At 43.3% G+C, this 17,126-nt stretch carries 14 protein-coding genes; 4 read left to right on the forward strand and 10 right to left on the reverse strand.

Annotated elements, in window-relative coordinates; translation table 11 throughout:
* Window positions 1-66 precede the first annotated feature (66 nt).
* The 5 genes from CXF60_RS01910 to CXF60_RS01930 form a co-directional block, all read right to left on the reverse strand.
* Window positions 67-771 (reverse strand): hypothetical protein, encoded by a 705-nt coding sequence (locus CXF60_RS01910; protein WP_102090550.1) that lies wholly within the window; start codon window positions 769-771, stop codon window positions 67-69.
* 282 nt (window positions 772-1,053) lie between these two features.
* Window positions 1,054-2,193, reverse strand: coding sequence for a CaiB/BaiF CoA transferase family protein (locus tag CXF60_RS01915; RefSeq protein WP_102090551.1), 1,140 nt, complete (start codon window positions 2,191-2,193; stop codon window positions 1,054-1,056).
* Complete coding sequence (locus tag CXF60_RS01920) at window positions 2,186-4,387, reverse strand: 3-hydroxyacyl-CoA dehydrogenase NAD-binding domain-containing protein (RefSeq protein WP_228707004.1); 2,202 nt, start codon at window positions 4,385-4,387, stop codon at window positions 2,186-2,188. Before CXF60_RS01920 ends, CXF60_RS01915 begins: the two co-directional genes overlap by 8 nt.
* Before the next feature lie 70 nt (window positions 4,388-4,457).
* Window positions 4,458-5,666: an acetyl-CoA C-acetyltransferase gene (locus CXF60_RS01925; RefSeq protein WP_102090553.1), complete on the reverse strand. Its 1,209-nt coding sequence runs from the start codon at window positions 5,664-5,666 to the stop codon at window positions 4,458-4,460.
* Window positions 5,667-5,728: 62 nt separating this feature from the next.
* Entirely contained in the window at window positions 5,729-6,880 is a 1,152-nt protein-coding gene (locus tag CXF60_RS01930; protein WP_102090554.1) for an acyl-CoA dehydrogenase family protein, read from the reverse strand.
* A gap of 274 nt (window positions 6,881-7,154) precedes the next feature.
* Here CXF60_RS01930 and CXF60_RS01935 point away from each other — a divergent pair, with 274 nt between their 5' ends.
* The gene (locus CXF60_RS01935; protein ID WP_102090555.1) at window positions 7,155-7,793 is read left to right on the forward strand and encodes a TetR/AcrR family transcriptional regulator; all 639 of its coding nucleotides are present in this window, start codon (window positions 7,155-7,157) and stop codon (window positions 7,791-7,793) included.
* 188 nt (window positions 7,794-7,981) lie between these two features.
* Here the strand turns inward: CXF60_RS01935 and CXF60_RS01940 are convergent, their stop codons facing one another.
* The 5 genes from CXF60_RS01940 to CXF60_RS01965 all read right to left on the reverse strand — a co-directional run bounded on the left by CXF60_RS01940 (window position 7,982) and on the right by CXF60_RS01965 (window position 12,366).
* Complete coding sequence (locus CXF60_RS01940) at window positions 7,982-8,617, reverse strand: hypothetical protein (RefSeq protein ID WP_102090556.1); 636 nt, start codon at window positions 8,615-8,617, stop codon at window positions 7,982-7,984.
* Between the two features lie 401 nt (window positions 8,618-9,018).
* Complete coding sequence (locus CXF60_RS01950) at window positions 9,019-10,002, reverse strand: acrylyl-CoA reductase (NADPH) (RefSeq protein WP_102090558.1); 984 nt, start codon at window positions 10,000-10,002, stop codon at window positions 9,019-9,021.
* A gap of 77 nt (window positions 10,003-10,079) precedes the next feature.
* The gene (locus tag CXF60_RS01955) at window positions 10,080-10,712 is read right to left on the reverse strand and encodes an acrylate utilization transcriptional regulator AcuR (RefSeq protein WP_102090559.1); all 633 of its coding nucleotides are present in this window, start codon (window positions 10,710-10,712) and stop codon (window positions 10,080-10,082) included.
* Window positions 10,713-10,809: 97 nt separating this feature from the next.
* Complete coding sequence (locus CXF60_RS01960) at window positions 10,810-11,394, reverse strand: YqiA/YcfP family alpha/beta fold hydrolase (RefSeq protein WP_102090560.1); 585 nt, start codon at window positions 11,392-11,394, stop codon at window positions 10,810-10,812.
* Between the two features lie 57 nt (window positions 11,395-11,451).
* Complete coding sequence (locus CXF60_RS01965; protein WP_102090561.1) at window positions 11,452-12,366, reverse strand: hypothetical protein; 915 nt, start codon at window positions 12,364-12,366, stop codon at window positions 11,452-11,454.
* Between the two features lie 736 nt (window positions 12,367-13,102).
* On the opposite strand from CXF60_RS01965, the gene CXF60_RS01970 reads away from it, so the two are divergent.
* The 3 genes from CXF60_RS01970 to CXF60_RS01980 form a co-directional block, all read left to right on the forward strand.
* Window positions 13,103-14,302, forward strand: a complete 1,200-nt coding sequence (locus CXF60_RS01970) for a sugar transporter (protein ID WP_102090562.1) — start codon at window positions 13,103-13,105, stop codon at window positions 14,300-14,302.
* A gap of 520 nt (window positions 14,303-14,822) precedes the next feature.
* A complete protein-coding gene (locus CXF60_RS01975) occupies window positions 14,823-15,926 on the forward strand; it encodes an MFS transporter (RefSeq protein WP_267284414.1) in 1,104 nt (367 codons plus the stop codon).
* 412 nt (window positions 15,927-16,338) lie between these two features.
* Window positions 16,339-17,126 (forward strand): SGNH/GDSL hydrolase family protein (locus CXF60_RS01980; protein ID WP_219621815.1); only part of this gene is annotated, 788 nt, incomplete at its 3' end.

The following is a 17,126-nucleotide window of genomic DNA, read 5'->3' on the forward strand; positions in this document are numbered from 1 at the left end:
GTTTTTCAGCTATATAATTTTCAAATCTGTTCTTTTGCTGATTACTCTACTAACTTATCTTCCACACTATTCAGCATCATCCAACAGTTTGTTAAGCTCGTCTACCATTGGGTCGTCAATGATGCTGCCTTCTACATAGCTGATTATTTCATCTACAGTCGTCAGATCCATTTCACGAATACCTAAACTGGCCAATTGCGCATTAATAGATTCTAAGCTGTCGTTATCTTCAGCGTCATCTAATAAATCCTCTTCAAACCTACCTCTGACAAACCAATACATTTTTTCTAGTACGGTTTCTTTTTTGGTCAAAGTAGAATAACCATCGCCATAAATAAATAGATTGAAATGATAAGGTATTTCTATATCATTGATGAAAAATGTACGTTGGCACTCTAATGTATAGGCTTGAATCTCTTCACTCTCAGCGCTTTCATCACTTTTGTTGTCTTCATCATATTCAATCGCCTCTTCTATCAACTCACCTAATATCTGATAGTTGCCGACTTTAATTTTGTGATTATAAATGATAGCGGAGTCTGCAATTGCATCGAAAATAATGGCACTGACATCTAAGGTGTGGTTATCGATATCATAAAATGCTTTTAACGCTGGCAAAAACTCGGTCAGCGTTTCTTCCGGCACTTGAATGAGAAACTGCTGCTCGTATATTTTAATCATATCTTCAGGAGCATAGGTATTAGCAGTATTGGTCTCGTTTCTACCTGTTGGCTGCAAAGGTAAAAAATTATACGGGTTATGTTTGGTCATTCAGAACTGCCTTTTTACTTAAGTTGAATTTATTAAATGTCTGTGTTGCTCAATCTCTAAGAGCCTTTGAACGTGCTACTATTTTTAATTACTATAAAACTTTAGGATTTATGGGCGTATTGTCTCTTATTCAGGCAATTTTAGATAGACAGTTATAAATATACAAGTTCAATCACTCTGGTTTATACAGACAGTTAGAATAATAAAGACTAAGAAAAGATACTAGCCAGCAGCGGCTCAATATCTTCTTCTCTTTTCTCTAGAGCTATTACATACTAATTATTAATTCACCTGTTGCCACCCTGACGTCGCATGATGTTCATCTTGATGTGCAAATAAAGGGTGAGCTTTGGCTTCCTGCAAACTTAGCACGGGGGTCACACAGACATCCGTTGTTGCAAATATACGTTGCCAATACTCAAGCGTTTGACTGGCAAATTTTTCCGCTATTGTATTGGTCGCAGCTTCACTCTCAGGTCTATTGGGCATAATACCAAGTTGCCAGTGTATTTCTTTAAGCGACGGTAGCTCCAATACCTGACATAGCCCTTGCCAAAATTTCAACTCCAAGGAACCAACCGCCATATGCCGCTTATCAGCGGTTTGGTACAATCGATAGCATGGTAATGCACCGCCTAAAAAGTCATGATGCGGCAGTAGAGTGTCGTTTAAGCCATTTCCTGAAAGGCTATTAATCAGTTTGCCTGTGACCTTTGGCATGACCATATGATTGTACAAACTGTGCGTCATGCTAATAGCAATGTGTCGTCCCCTGCCCGTACGCTGCGCGGCAAATACGGCAGCCAACAGTGCTATCACTGCTGTATCACTACCACCTGCCAAATCCGCAAACTGGATATTAGGCATAGCCTGCTCACCCTGCGCTGTTTTTAGCTGATCTAGTACACCGCTCATAGCCATAAAATTAATATCATGACCGGCTTTGTTGGCCCAGTCATGATTCACTTCAGAACCACCTGTTGAGTCAGCATCTTCTAAATAAGTACCTTCTTTTGTGTAATTGCCTGCTACGCCATAGCCAGTGATTGACACTATTACTAGCTTTGGATTGATGGCATGCAGGGTCTTAGAATCTAGCCCCATTTCTGCCAAGACACCTGGGCGAAAGCTATCCAGCATCACATCAGCTTCTTTAAGATGTGCTTTTATAGCTTCAATCGCTTTGGGATCATGAAAGTCATGCTTTTCGGTCTTCTTACCGTGGTTTAGAGCTACGAAGAGCTCACCAAATACCCGAGCAGGATCACCTTGTTTGGGCTCGATTTTAAGGACGTCAGCGCCCAAATCCGCAAGCAAACGCGTGGCAAAAGGCCCAGGTAGGTTACGAGTCAGATCTAACACTTGCAACCCTTTCAGACAGTCCGCCATTTGATCATGATTTGATACATGCGCATCAGTCATCAGAGAACGCCTCGCCATTAGCTACCATGTCTAGCAAAATTTGAGCAGGCTCAAAACGTTCGCCGTATTTTGCCGCCAGCTCGCGACTACGTTTGATGAATTCGTTCATGCCCATCGCATTGATAAACTGTAGAGTACCGCCATGCTGCGGTGCAAACCCCCAACCAAAGATAGACCCTATATTGGTATCGGCAACCGAGCGTACGACATTTTCTTCATAACACTTGGCAGATTCATTGGCTTGAATAAACATCAAGCGATCAACTAAATCTTGCTGTGAGGGTTGCTCTGACTTTGGTGGATATAAGTTAATAAGCTCAGGCCATAGATGTTTGTTACCGTCTCCTAGATAATCATAGAACCCTTTGCCATTTTTCTTGCCCTCGCGCCCATGCTCATTGACCAGCGTCTTTAGTATCTCGTAAGAAGGGCGCACAGTGACAGACTTGCCTTCGGCTGCCATATCCGCCTGCTGCTGCTCGCTGACATGTAATGCGAGACTCAATGACACTTCATCTTGCAATGCTAAGGGCGGCATAGGCATCCCTGTTTTCAGTCCAGCGACTTCGATACTACGCGGATGCACACCTTCACCCAGCATCGCGATACCCTCTGATACATAAGTACCAAATACTCGCGAGGTATAAAAGCCATGACTGTCATTGACGACGATAGGTATCTTGCCTATTTGGAGCACATAATCGAACGCTTTGGCGAGCGTTGCATCATCGGTTCGCTCACCTACTATAATCTCAACGAGCGGCATCTTATCTACTGGTGAGAAGAAATGCAGACCGATGAATTGTTGTGGACGAGTGCTGGCTTTTGCCAGTCCTGTAATAGGTAACGTTGAGGTATTAGACGCATAAATAGCCGTGCTTGGAATCACCGCCTCACTCTGCTGGGTACATTTGGCTTTGATTTCTCGGTTTTCAAATACCGCTTCGATGATGAGATCACAATCAGCCAAATCATCATAAGAAACAGTTGGTATAATACGTGTTAAGAGCGCTTGTTTTTTCTCTTCGGTAGCACGCTGTCGGCTGATGGCTTTATCCAAAATATTGGTAGAGTACGCTTTGCCTTTTTCAGCATTGGCAATATCTGTGTCCAATAAGACAACGTCTATACCTACTTTGGCAGTGACATAGGCAATGCCAGCGCCCATCATGCCAGCGCCCAAGATACCGACTTTTTTAGTGGTTATGCGTTCAAACTCTTGAGGGCGAGACTGACCTTTTTTGATATTGTTGAGCTGCGTCCATAAGGTGTTGATCATGTTTCTTGATTCAGGGGACAGCACACAAGCGGCAAAATAACGCGACTCAATCTCAAGCCCTGTATCGATATCTACCAAGCAACCCTCAAACACACAAGACATAATGTGAGTAATCGCTGGATAGTTGCCGTGTGACTTTTGGTTGGCCATGGCTGGGGCGACGGAGAATATAGGCACTATCTTTGGATGCTTGCTATCACCGCCAGGGATTTTAAAGCCTTTCTTATCCCATGGCTGCTGCACGCTTGGATTATTTTGAATCCAGTTTTTAGCCTGCTTCAGCATGTCTGCTTGATCGGTGGCTGTCGCATCAATGAGACCGATTTCTTTTGCCGCAGCGACACGTAATTCTTTGCCTTGCGTCATGAGCTCCAGTGCCATTTGAATACCGACCAATCGCGGCAAACGCTGCGTACCACCGCCGCCCGGCAGCAAGCCCAATTTGACTTCAGGTAGACCAAGCTTGGTCTTTGGCGTATCAATCGCAATGCGATAATGACAGGCAAGTGCCAATTCTAGACCGCCGCCCAGCGCCGTTCCTGTCATCGCAGCGACCACAGGCTTTCCTGAAGTTTCAAGCTTACGCAAACTTCCTTTGAGCGTTTCGGTCAATGCAAATGCTTGCTCGGCTGTCTTTATCTGGTTCAATTGATCAATATCTGCGCCAACCACAAAGGTTTCCTTGGCCGATGTGAGTATCAAGCCTATGGCTGTGTCATCATTGATAACGCTATCGACCATCGTGGCGAACGACTCCGTAAAACCGTCACCGATGACATTCATTTTGCGTTTGCTTTGTTCAATTGTAATGGTGACAATGCCATCGTTATCACGCTGGGCGGAGAAATTTTCTAGTGCGTTAATGGCTGTTACGCTATCTGCTGTCTGGTTAGCTACCTGGTTATTTGTCATCATTTTTATCCCTTAAATGATTCTTTATCTATTATTTTTTGTCTACTTGTTTTCATTTTATTTGAAAAAGAAGTTAAACACGCTCAATGATGGTCGCAATGCCCATGCCACCGCCCACGCATAGCGTGATCATGGCAGTTTTAAGATCACGGCGTTCTAGCTCATCGAGGACCGTCGTCATCAGCATCGCGCCCGTTGCGCCAAGCGGATGACCCATGGAGATTGCACCACCATTAACATTGACGATATCGAGCGAGAGTCCGAAATCATCAGCGGTATTCATCGGGACAGCAGCGAATGCTTCGTTAATCTCCCATAGGTCTATGTCAGAGGCCTGCATGCCCGCTTTATCAAGGGCTTTTTGGCAAGCTGGTGTTGGACCTGTCAGCATGATGGCAGGTTCTGAGCCAATGACTGATGCCATTGTAATTTTGGCGCGTGGTTTTAGACCTGCTTTTTGACCAGCAGCAGCACTACCAACCAAACAAATCGCTGCCCCATCAACAATGCCTGAAGAGTTGCCTGCATGATGCACGTGATTGACGGTTTCAATCGTGGTGTATCGGTCTAATATCACACTATCAAAGCCCATTTTACCTGGCATAATAAAAGAAGGTTTAAGACCCGCTAAGGTTTCGACATTGGTATTAGGACGGATGGTTTCGTCTTTATCCAATAGCATCATGCCGTTGATATCGGTGACAGGGACAACAGATTTGTCGTAATACCCGTTCTCCCAAGCCTGCGCCGCGCGGCGATGTGATTCGGTGGCAAAAGCATCGACATCGCTACGGCTAAAGCCTTTGAGCGTTGCAATGGTATCTGCGCCCACCCCTTGCGGTACGAAATGCGTCGCTTCATTGACGCGCGGATCCATGTACCAAGCACCGCCATCAGAGCCCATCGGCACACGGCTCATTGACTCAACACCGCCCGCCACCACCATGTCTTCCATACCTGACATGATTTTGGCAGCCGCAAGATTAATAGACTCTAGACCAGAGGCACAAAAACGAGACAAGGTAAGACCTGCCACACTTTGTGCCCAACCAGCATCAATGACGGCGATACGCGCAATATCAGAGCCTTGCTCGCCCACTGGGGTCACGCAGCCAAGCACCACATCATCGACCAAACTGGTATCCAAGTTGTGACGCTGCTGCATCTCCTTTAATAAGGTACGTGTCAGCCAAATTGGTGACGCCTGATACAAAGAGCCGTCCTTTTTTCCTTTGCCGCGTGGCGTGCGGATAGCATCATAAATGTAAGCAGTCTCAGTCATAAAAAATCCTTTTTTTATTTTTTAAATAAACAATAATTATTGTAATCTTATAATATAAGCGTTTACATAAAGCGTGATGCCAACTCTTTCATAATCTCATTGGTGCCGCCATAGATTTTTTGCACGCGCGCATCAGCATATAAGCGGGCGATAGGATACTCGGTCATATAGCCATAGCCACCAAACAGCTGCACGCATTCATCGATGACTTCGCACTGTTTTTCAGTGACCCAGTATTTGATCAATGAAGCATGCGGTACAGACAGTTTGCCATCTAACATCGCATCGACTGCCGCATCACACATGGTACTGGCAGCAAGATAATCGGCATAGCATTCAGCCATCTTAAAACGCGTGTTTTGAAACTTCCAAATAGGTTTGCCAAAGGCTTCACGGCCCTTTACATAATCTAGTGTTAGATTGATAGCCAGCTTCATCGAACCGACCCCTGATAGCGCAATGATGAGGCGCTCACGTGGCAACTCCTGCATCATCTGTATAAAGCCCATGCCTTCTACCGTGCCCAACAGGTTGGTTTGCGGTACACGGACATTGCTAAAGAAAAGCTCTGAGGTATCTTGAGAGGTCAGGCCAATCTTATCTAGGTTACGTCCACGCTCAAACCCTTCTACGTTGTCCGTTTCTACGATGATAAGTGAGACACCTTGCGCGCCTTTTTCACGGTCTGTTTTGCATGCTAATAAGATAAGATTGGCATGCTGACCATTGGTAATAAAGGTCTTAGAACCATTGATAATGTAATCATCACCGTCTTTTACTGCATAGGTTTTGATGTTTTGTAGGTCGGAGCCAGTGCCAGGCTCAGTCATGGCGATAGCGCCAATATATTCGCCCGTTGCCATTTTTGGTAGCCACGCTTGTTTTTGTGCTTCAGTACCATGGGCCAAAATATAAGGCGCGACAATACCTGAATGCACCATACCGCCAAATCCTGACTGATTGGCCTCAGTCTGTGCGTAGATGAGTGCGGCTTCGTGACCGAAATCGCCACCACCGCCGCCATACTCGCTTGGTATTGCCGCACACAAAAACCCCATCTCGCCCGCCTCTTCCCACGCAGCGCGATCGATCATGCCATTTTTGCGCCACTGCTCATCCTTTGGCTCCCAAGATTGAAACATTTTCAAGGCGCTGTCATACACCATCTGATGTTCTTCGGTCATCCAGTTTGGGGTGAATTTTTCGATACTCATGATGTCTATCCTTGACAATATTGTATGAATAACAGCTATATCTAAGTCCTTCTTAGAAGTTATGGTAATATATATTACCGTTATAGATATGCCATAAATTCTTTGTATTTATTAATATACGAGTCTTATACTAGGCTATGAAAAACCACTTCGCAATCCATTAAATAAAAATGGTAATTCAATTTACTCATTAATTTAATCACGTTAGATTATCGAGAAAATCACTTAACTGATAGGACGTATCAAATAACCAATACTTTAAGAAGCGATAAATATGAAAACCTTTAATCAGTCAGATAGCCCCACGCAAACGCGATCGCTAGCGCCCCTATCCGATATGCGGCCCGCAACTTTGGATAAAATTGAGCAAGCCGTTCGTAAAGTCTTTGCAGGATTTGATGCTAATGAGGTGACGATGGCGCAGATTGCAAAGTCTGCAAATGTTTCCTTGCAAACGCTCTACAAGTACTTCGGGGACAAGCAAACGCTGTTTTATACCATTATGGATATTGTGCTCGGCAGATTAGCCGCTCGCATCATGGATCATCTGCAAGGGATTGATAGCGTACAAGATCGTCTACGTAAGACGCTGTGGGTCTGCTTTGATTTTGTAGACTCGCATCCAGATGCGGTGATGGTGCTGTCTTCTGTGTCGGCCTCGCGTATACGTAATATCGCGATCTATGAAAACAAAGAGCTGATTGGCGCGTTTTTGGCCGTGTTAGAAGATGGTCAAAATCGTGGGGTGCTTAATGACACCGTTCCACTGCACATACTGTTCGATGTGTTTATGGGGTTTATCAGTCGCCTTGGTTTAATGCATACAATTCGCCAAACAGAAACACCGTTAAATACAGAGTTTGATGCGCTGTTTGTGATTTTATGGCGCGCCATCTCTAAACCTGAATCCTGAATCCTGAATCCTGAAATGAATTTTATAAAACTGACATTTAGTAGTGTTTGACTCTTAGAATAAAACATAACGTAAAAAACCAAAAAGCCCCACAATAAAGTGAGGCATTTTTATACTTATTTTTCAATCAATGTGATTATTTAATCAATGTAATTAACAGCTCGTACTGCTTATACACTCAAAAAAATTTAGATACTGCTAGATTTTGGCAATCCATACTCTGCATGGTCGACCACATGGTTGTTTTGCTCAATAGTCAGTCGATAGCCTTTGATAATACCGTCGTATGGCAAACTGCCCTCATACTGCTGATAATGCTCGCAGATACTTTCTTGAATCGCTGATTTACGTGTAGCATTATCTAGTTTGGCAAAACCACTAGGCAGATGTACTTGCGCAAAACGTGAAGCTGCGCCACGAGACATCCAGTTATCAGCACTCGTAAATGTAAAATCTACTTCCGCTCTTAAGCTATATATGGGTAGCGTATTAGAGTGATTCGCCAAGTCATATTTAAGTTGAGCAATATCTTCTGCGAATGGCTGATACGGTATCTCAAGTACGGCAAATAGTTTTGCCAAAAACTCATCAGCGGTAAAATGTTTGTCCATATAGCTACCATCAAGCCCAAGAAATTTGCTCGACAGTACATGGCGCAGGCGGTCATAGGCTGGAATAGTATGTTTAAGAGGATAACCCATTTGCTTGACGATATCTTGCGGGCGCAGCTCAAGCGACTCTATTTGATTGATAATATATTGCGCTAGAGAATGGCGTGGGTGATAACGACGGGTATATTTAGATGGGTTAACAATGTGACTCATGATATTGAACACCTTAGACTCCTGTTACTCCGACGAAAAAGTATGATATACGCCCAAATAGGCAAAAAATCAGGCACAAATGAGGTTGTCGGAGTACAGGCTCATGCGCTTTACCAGAGTTGTTTTATATCGTGCTGGAAGTTGCAAGGTTTGTCACGCCGCCATGAGACTATTGTCATGGTCGGAAACAACAAAACTGTTAAACCCACGATAGATCGTTCAACGATGATAGCACATCAGGTGACAAAAAATAAATACTGATATGTGTGACTGTTTGTGAATAGTAATTTTTCACATTAAGCACTCAATACTGGACCTTTCTGTATACTTTGTTCATGTGCTAACACGAGGCTCAACATCAAAACATTAATGTTGAAATATTAAAGAAAATGAATGATAATCTAACGATTGACATCAACAACTATTCGACCACAAACCTTACCATCCAACAACTCGCTGGCTATCGGAATGACTTCGCTTAAACCAATCTCTCTGGTGATTGCATCCAATTGCGTCATATCCAAACTTGTACTCAAACGCTGCCATGCTTCTACACGCTCATCATAAGGTCGCGTCACGCTATTAATACCAAGCAAACTGACACCGCGTAAAATAAATGGCGCAACAGTAGCAGGGAAATCCATGCCTTGAGCCAATCCACAAGTAGCGACTAAACCATCTTCACACGTGCTAGCACAAACGTTGGCCAGCGTATGACTACCAACAGAATCAATTGCGGCAGCCCATTTCTCTTTACCAAGTGCACGTCCCGGACTACTGAACTCCGCTCGATCAATGATCGTCGTTGCACCAAGGCTTTTTAAGTATTCAGCTTCCTCTAGGCGACCCGTAGACGCAGTGACAGAGTAGCCTTGGTTTGCCAAAAGTGCGATGGCAAAGCTACCAACACCGCCATTAGCACCCGTCACCAATACTTCGCCACGCTCTGGTGTCAGTCCATTACGCTCTAACGCGATCAAGCAAAGCATCGCAGTATATCCTGCCGTACCTATTGCCATTGCTTGACTTTCAGTCATCGATTCAGGGAGCGGGATAAGCCAGTCACCGTTTAATCGCGCTTTTTGTGACAGACCGCCCCAATACTTCTCACCCACACTCCAACCATTTAACAACACCTTGTCGCCTGCTTCGTAGCGAGGATGGCTGCTTGTTTCTACAGTTCCTGCTAAATCAATACCTGGAACCATGGGAAATGTGCGTACCACAGGGCTACGACCCGTGATAGCCAATCCATCTTTATAGTTGAGTGTGCTATATGCCACACGGACCGTGACATCCCCTTCTGGCAATTGCGCGTCCTGTATCTCAGTCAGATTAGACTGATAAACATCATCATTTTTTTCAATTAATATTGCTTTAAACATAGTAGCTCCTATTTAGACCAATCGTCTATAAATTAGTAAAAAATTTAGACCGGTCGTCTAAAAATATAAATAAAAAATTACTTCTGTATTCCTGCTACAAAACCTCGGAAAAAAGTATCTAATGGACTGACATCTTGCACCAACTTAGCACGCAAAACCGCACCTTCCCAACCAATCCAAAAAAAAGCAGCAAGCTCATCACAATCACTATTAGGATGTATTTGTCCCTGTTGTACTGCAACACGTAAACAAGCCGCTAAACGTTTTTGCCAATCAAGTAATATACCTTCTAACTCACAGCGAAAACTCTCAGGCAACACGACAATCTCTTGACCCAAGTTACCTACCAAACAGCCGCGTCGAAATTCATGCTTAATCATTCCTGACTTAGCATCTTCAACAAAGTCACTAATACGCTGCATGGGAGATACTTGCTCATTCAGAAAACAATGATCTAGCTTGCGAGCAAAATACAACGCGTACTGCCGCAACACTTCCTGTCCAAATGCTTCTTTGTTTTTGAAATAATTGTAGAAAGAGCCTTTAGGCACATTGATGCGTTTGAGTATGGCATCGATACCAGTAGTCGCAAAGCCTTGCTCTGTTAGTATCTCCATCCCAGATCTCAAAAGAGCTTCACGGGTATCCGTAAACTCTCTCTCAACATTGGGTGGACGCCCTCGACGGGCTTTTGGCTTAGTAATCGTCATGCACAAATATTATGACCGATCGTCTTTAATGTCAATCAATTGTTTTAAGCAGTTTATTTATCCATCAGTCGCGACAGTTTTTTGACTGCCCTTGCTATTAGTCTTCACCATGATATGTTGCCTCATCCATCCAAACGATGGGGTCTTCGCACAGATGAGTTAAGTGATACCAAATATCACTACTACGAGCGATACGGTGATGACCGTCTGCAAAGTAATCAACGTCCCAGCTATTAGGTAGATTTACCAAGGTTCGTCTAGCTACCGCCACATCCAAGCTTTCATCATCGACTTCTACCATAACTCGTACTATCTCGGTATTGGTCGTGGGAAAAGACAGCTTCATATCAGCCACGTCAGGGATACGGTCAACCAATACCTCACTTGGATAGATACAAGGCGCAATCAACAGCGCGCGCAAGTTATACTTATGCGCAAAATGATTGGCAAACCAGCCACCAAGCGAATGCCCTGCCAACACCACTCGAGGATACTGTGTCATTTTCTCGCGAATCAATGCATCATAAATCTCAAATATTTCTGCAAAACTCTCGCGGTAATTGACCGTTTGACAGTATTTTGGCTCACGCGTGATACAGGTATATTTGCTGGTCTCATTGCTAGAGTCGAGACCATGAAAAAACAGTAAAAACGTATCATTGTTTTCAATAGGAAACATCATAAGGTTCTTCTTTTTTAATTGTTATTTAGGTTTTTTCTTGATCATTTGGCTTATAAATTAAACTGGTTTTTGGGTGGCAACCTGCGCTTGGTACAAGCTTAAAAGCTCCTCACAAGCCTGTATTGAGATATTTTTTGCAAAACCTTCGTTAAACCAAAAATCATAAACCGCTTGGACAATGGCTTTCACCGCTTCTGCATTTTCTGGCTTTTGTTCTATTAGTTTCATCGCAATGTCTTGCGCTTGTATATCCGACTCGCTATAGGGCGCGCTCCAGCCGACGCCATAACGATAGAGCACATCATTGATTGCCAATATGAATATGGCATTGGACACCCCAAATGAACCGATAAGCCTCTCTAGCATTGCACAGCGCTCTTCGTAAATACTGACCTCTATCGGCATATCAGCTTGATCAAACAAACAGTCACAACTCACCATGTGCGAGGGCTTACTAAAATCATCCCATAGCAATGGATAAGTTCCTCGAATCCCGCCCTTTTCCACTACATTAAATTGCCAGATCGCATAATGAGTATCTGGCCCTTTATAAGGCACATGTACGAACCACTGCATCATCGCATCACTGTCATACATGATATGAGTACTACCAATCCGCACGCCCTGCTTAGGTAGTACATCCTGATACACGCTATTTATGTCATCACTATAGAGCGTGACTTTACGTAAGTTTTTATCACTGCTATCGCCTAGCTTCGCTCGTGCTTCATTTATATTTCGATAGGGTTTAAAGGGTGCTACCCATCTGAGCGGCTCATCGGTATTGTTCACGAAATAAATATCATCTTCATAATTGTCTACAGAAACTGTCTCTAGATAAAACAATGGCTGTTTTCGTATTCGGCCTTTCTCATCATTTGCTAGTACCGTTATACCAGATAACTTTGAGCCATCCGACCATTGCATATTATCTAACCGTTTTTGCTCAAACTGATACGTTAATGTCGTCATATTTATATCCTTATTGTTTTGATTTTGGTTGTTTCGCTGCAGCTTTTCGTTGTTGTTATATTCTGAATGCTGATTTCAAGCCAGCCGAGTCTATTCGCCATTGTTTAAATGACGTCATTATCTATAAAGTTACGTAAATTAATCGACTTGGTAAGGTAGTATTTTTTTAATTCCGATAGGCTTTTTAACCACAGTTTTTCGCTGTTACATTGCTAATATTTTTGCAACGCAAACGAGTTTTTTCTACTAAGTTTCTTGTTTATTAATAAATATAGTTTTTGAGTTTGTACAGGCGCAGAAGTTTAGGATAAAACGTAAATAACACTACTAGAAAGACTTCGCTAAGATAGCGTTTAAAAACTCAGTTAAAGAGTGAAGCGTTGCGCTCCGAGGGTTAACTGGTTTTTATCTCATGTCATTTTGCCTGACCTAATAACTATAATATAGGCTCACATAAAAATAAAGCCGTTTAAAACTTCTACGACAACTGGTGTCGCTTCTTTTTAAATGAATTGTAGTTTAGTCGTTAGCAAGGACCCCAACACAATAATTATCATTAGCGACAGTTTCATATTACTCAAGCATCTTCAATAAACGTCTAATTAACAATCCTTATCAAAAAACACCTTTCACGATCGACGTGGGCTTGCTATCTTGCCCCGCAAACCTTGTATTCTAATTGAGCCTGCCCCACTTTGACCTATCACACGTAGTATTCGCATCTGTATTGGACTTTATGACACATAACCTTGAGGCCAGCTCAAACGCTCGCCGAACTCAGTATTTTCAAGTATTTTTGATGGGCGTTAGTGCCTTTATAATGAACACCACAGAATTTGTCCCTGTGGCGCTGTTGAGCGACATTGCCCAAGACTTCTCCATTACGACGGCAGAGACTGGCTGGATGTTGACACTCTATGCTTGGATTGTCGCTGCGATGTCATTGCCACTAATGCTATTGACCAGTCGATTTGAGCGCAAACGCTTGCTCTTAGGGCTTTTTGCCGTATTTATTGCCAGTCACGTACTGTCTGTATTTGCGTGGAGCTTTGACGTGCTGCTCATTAGCCGAGTTGGAATTGCGTTATCTCATGCGATATTTTGGTCAATTACAGCTGCAATCGCGATACGCGTCGCACCTGAAGGCAAAAAAGCCATGGCGCTTAGCGTACTAGCAACGGGTACGTCATTAGCGATGGTATTGGGTGTGCCATTGGGTCGTTTGGTAGGACAATGGTTTGGCTGGCGTGCGACCTTTGGCGGTATTGGTGTCATCGCCTCAATTGTATTTATTCTACAAGCAAGGCTATTGCCCACGTTGCCTAGTATGTTTGAAGGGTCTTTTAGAAAGATTCCAGAACTCCTTAAAAACCCTTTATTGGTTTGTCTATACTTGCTTATTTTATTGGTCTTTACAGCGCACTATACGGCTTATTCTTATATAGAACCATTCATGCGCCAAGTCGGTAATATCAGTGAAAACGCTGCGACTTTTGTACTGTTACTATTCGGTGCAGCTGGAATTGTAGGCAGTGTTATTTTCAGTCGTTGGGGAGATCGGTTCAATACCAGATTGATGCTGATATCGACCATACTGATGCTCGTGTCTATGCTTGCGCTATTGCTAGTAGTGACCTCTGTATGGGCGCTCAGCTTTATCGCCTTACTGTGGGGCGCGGCGCTCATGCTACTGATTATCTCCATGCAGGCCAAAGTCATTATGGTCGATGTCAATGCGCAAGACATGCTGATGTCGATGTTCTCAGGTATTATTAATTTAGGAATTGGTACGGGTGCACTATTCGGTGGTTATGCCGTGACGCACATCTCACTATCTAGCGTAGGATACACAGGTGCTGCTATCGCAGTTGTGGCGTTACTCTTAATGCTATTTATGATAAAGCGCTTTCCTGAATTGAGTAAGCGACTTGGCTAAATAATAAGTCGATATTAAAGAATAGCCAAAAAATAGCATTCAGTAAGGAACCGTCAGAAAATAATAAGCAGAATGCCAGCCATATAAATGGGCTGGCATTTTCTTTATGTATGAATACAACAATGTGGCCTATGAATCATTACGAGGATTGCTTATATACTCATTGAACGAACGTTCAGGTGCAGTTATACTAATTTTATAGGGCATAAGTATGCTTAGGCTATAAGTATATTTAATAAAGGACTGATAGGGATTAAGCACAAAAGGATGAGTGTGAAATGGATACTATTCAAAACAAGGAAGTCATTACCTACGATCTAAATTTAGTGACGATATATATTGCGAATTTTCAACTTGTTGGAGATTCGTGATGCCCGGTAGAATACTTCGAAAAAGCAACATCGCTCCTCTTAAGCTAGGCAGGTTACATTATGCTTGGATCGTTGCTGCTACAGGCTCTGTAGCAATGTTCTGCGGACTTGGGTTAGGACGATTCGCATTTGGCATGTTACTGCCATCCATGTCATCTTCTCTAGGATTAAATTATACCCAAAGCGGTATATTGGGATTTACCAACCTAATAGGATATCTCGTTGCTGTGCTTCTAAGCCCGCTTATTCTACCTCGGTTGGGTACTCGAACGACTGCGACGGCAAGTCTCCTCCTCATTGCTGTCTCTATGCTCGGTATGGCTTTTACCACCAGTTTTCCAATACTCTGCGCACTCTATGTGCTGACTGGTATCGGTAGCGGCGGCGTGGTCTTACCAATGATGAGCGTCATGTCGCATTGGTTTTTTCCTTCGCACCGCGGGCTCGCTTTAGGATTAGTCATGGCGGGACCCGGCTTTGGTATCATTTTATCAGGCTTCGTCGTACCCAAACTCTTACCCTTCTCTACTCTATTGTCTTGGCAAACAGGTTGGCTAATTTTTGCCGTGATTAATATTGCGGTAGCTTGGCTTACCTTTACTTTGATTCGCAATCATCCAGACGATGTCAGCCAAAGCCCTTTTGGGCGCGCACCTACCTTACCTATTAAAAATAAGAAAAAGCTAGAACGTAGCAATATTAACCTACTTGTACATTTAGGTGTCATCTTTGCTATTTATGGCGCTACTTATATGGTTTACGTCACCTTTATCGTCACCAGTATGGTTGGCTCGTATCAACTGAGTGAAGCGACTGCTGGTGGTGTTTGGGCATGGATTGGGCTGCTTAGCATGTTCTCAGGTATGTTGTTTGGCTGGATTTCTGACCATATTGGTAGACGCCTTGGTCTAGCATTGGCTTTTTTCTTCCTTGCCATCGCTTATCTGTTGGTCGGACTGACTGATTGGAGTTTGGGGCTGTATTTGTCAATTATTCTGTTTGGTTTAGTGGTGTGGAGTGTACCTGTCATTATGGCTGCCTCGGCGGGCGACTATTTCGGTCCTGCAGCGGCGGCAAGTGCACTTGCAGCGCTGACTTTTGCCTTTTCAGGAGGACAAGCTCTCGGACCAGTGGCAGCAGGTTATCTTGCAGAAATCACTGGGGACTTTAGTATCAGTTATATGATATCTGGTATCGCAGCTTTTGTAGCGCTTGGACTTACCTTGTTATTGCGTCCACAAAAACAAGCTTAATTTCAGTCTCTATAATATTGATACTGCTAGCTATACTTACTCTTGCCACCAGTGACGTCTGTATGCGCATTTGGCCTGATTATCTTACTATGGAGTGCTGCTTTGATACTATTCATGAGCAAGCAGTTGTTTAGACTAAATAAGCAATATCGATAGATAATTCTTATACTTTTCAACAAAGACAACTAAATAAAAATCAGGTGCTTACAGCGTAATTACATAGAAGGAAACAAAATATTATGTGAGCGAGACATTATGATTTTTTAATACTTGCTCCCCCTTTTTTATGCTCTAAAAACTTACTTAAATCAGGCAATATTCTTGCAACTTTGCAATCAAAACGATTGCTAGCTTTCTAAAAAGTGGTTACACTCGGTTGACAAACTATTACATTGATGACAAGGAAGTCGCTATGCCTCGTAATACCTCACGTTCTAAAATTAGCCATACCACTCTTAAAACTTTTACTAAAAGCATGCTGGCTATCAGCCTATCTATCGCTGGTATTACTCACGCAAATGCTTATGACAGTGTCACCTTTTTTGGTGATAGCCTGACCGATGGGGGCTATTTTAGTCAAGTTGTACCAGGTCCTGCTCAGTTTACTACTAACCCTGACAACACATGGGCGACCTCATTCGCTGAGCAGCTAGGTACCACGGCTGTTCCCGTTGTATTCGGTAGTCCTCAAATTGGTAATAACTACGCTATCGGTGGTGCAAGAGCAGGCGAAGAAGCGGTCTTCCCTGGCGGTATTCCTATTGCTTCTGCCAATAGCCAAGTTAATAATTATATTGATAATAATCAAGTAGATCCTAATGGACTTTATGTCGTGTGGGCAGGTGCAAATGACTTGCTTGCGGCGGCTGAAAATCCTGCTAATGCCCAAGCTACGATACTTGGCGCGGTAGCGAGCCAGGCCGAAACAATTAATACATTGAAAGATAATGGCGCAAACTACATTTTAGTACCTAATATTCCTGATATCGGTCTGACGCCTAGATTTGTCCCAGACCCTAACCTAGAAGGTCAAGATCTTGTAGAGGCTTTGGCAGCGCAAAGAGCAGCAAATGGTGCCGCCAGTTTATATAATCAATTTATGCTTAGTGGCGTAACAAATACTGGTGCTAATATCATACCGCTAGATATGTTTAGCTTGACTCAAGAGATTATTGCATCGCCTGCTCAGTATGGTTTCAC

The organism is Psychrobacter sp. 4Bb, assembly GCF_002836735.1.
Lineage (GTDB): Bacteria > Pseudomonadota > Gammaproteobacteria > Pseudomonadales > Moraxellaceae > Psychrobacter.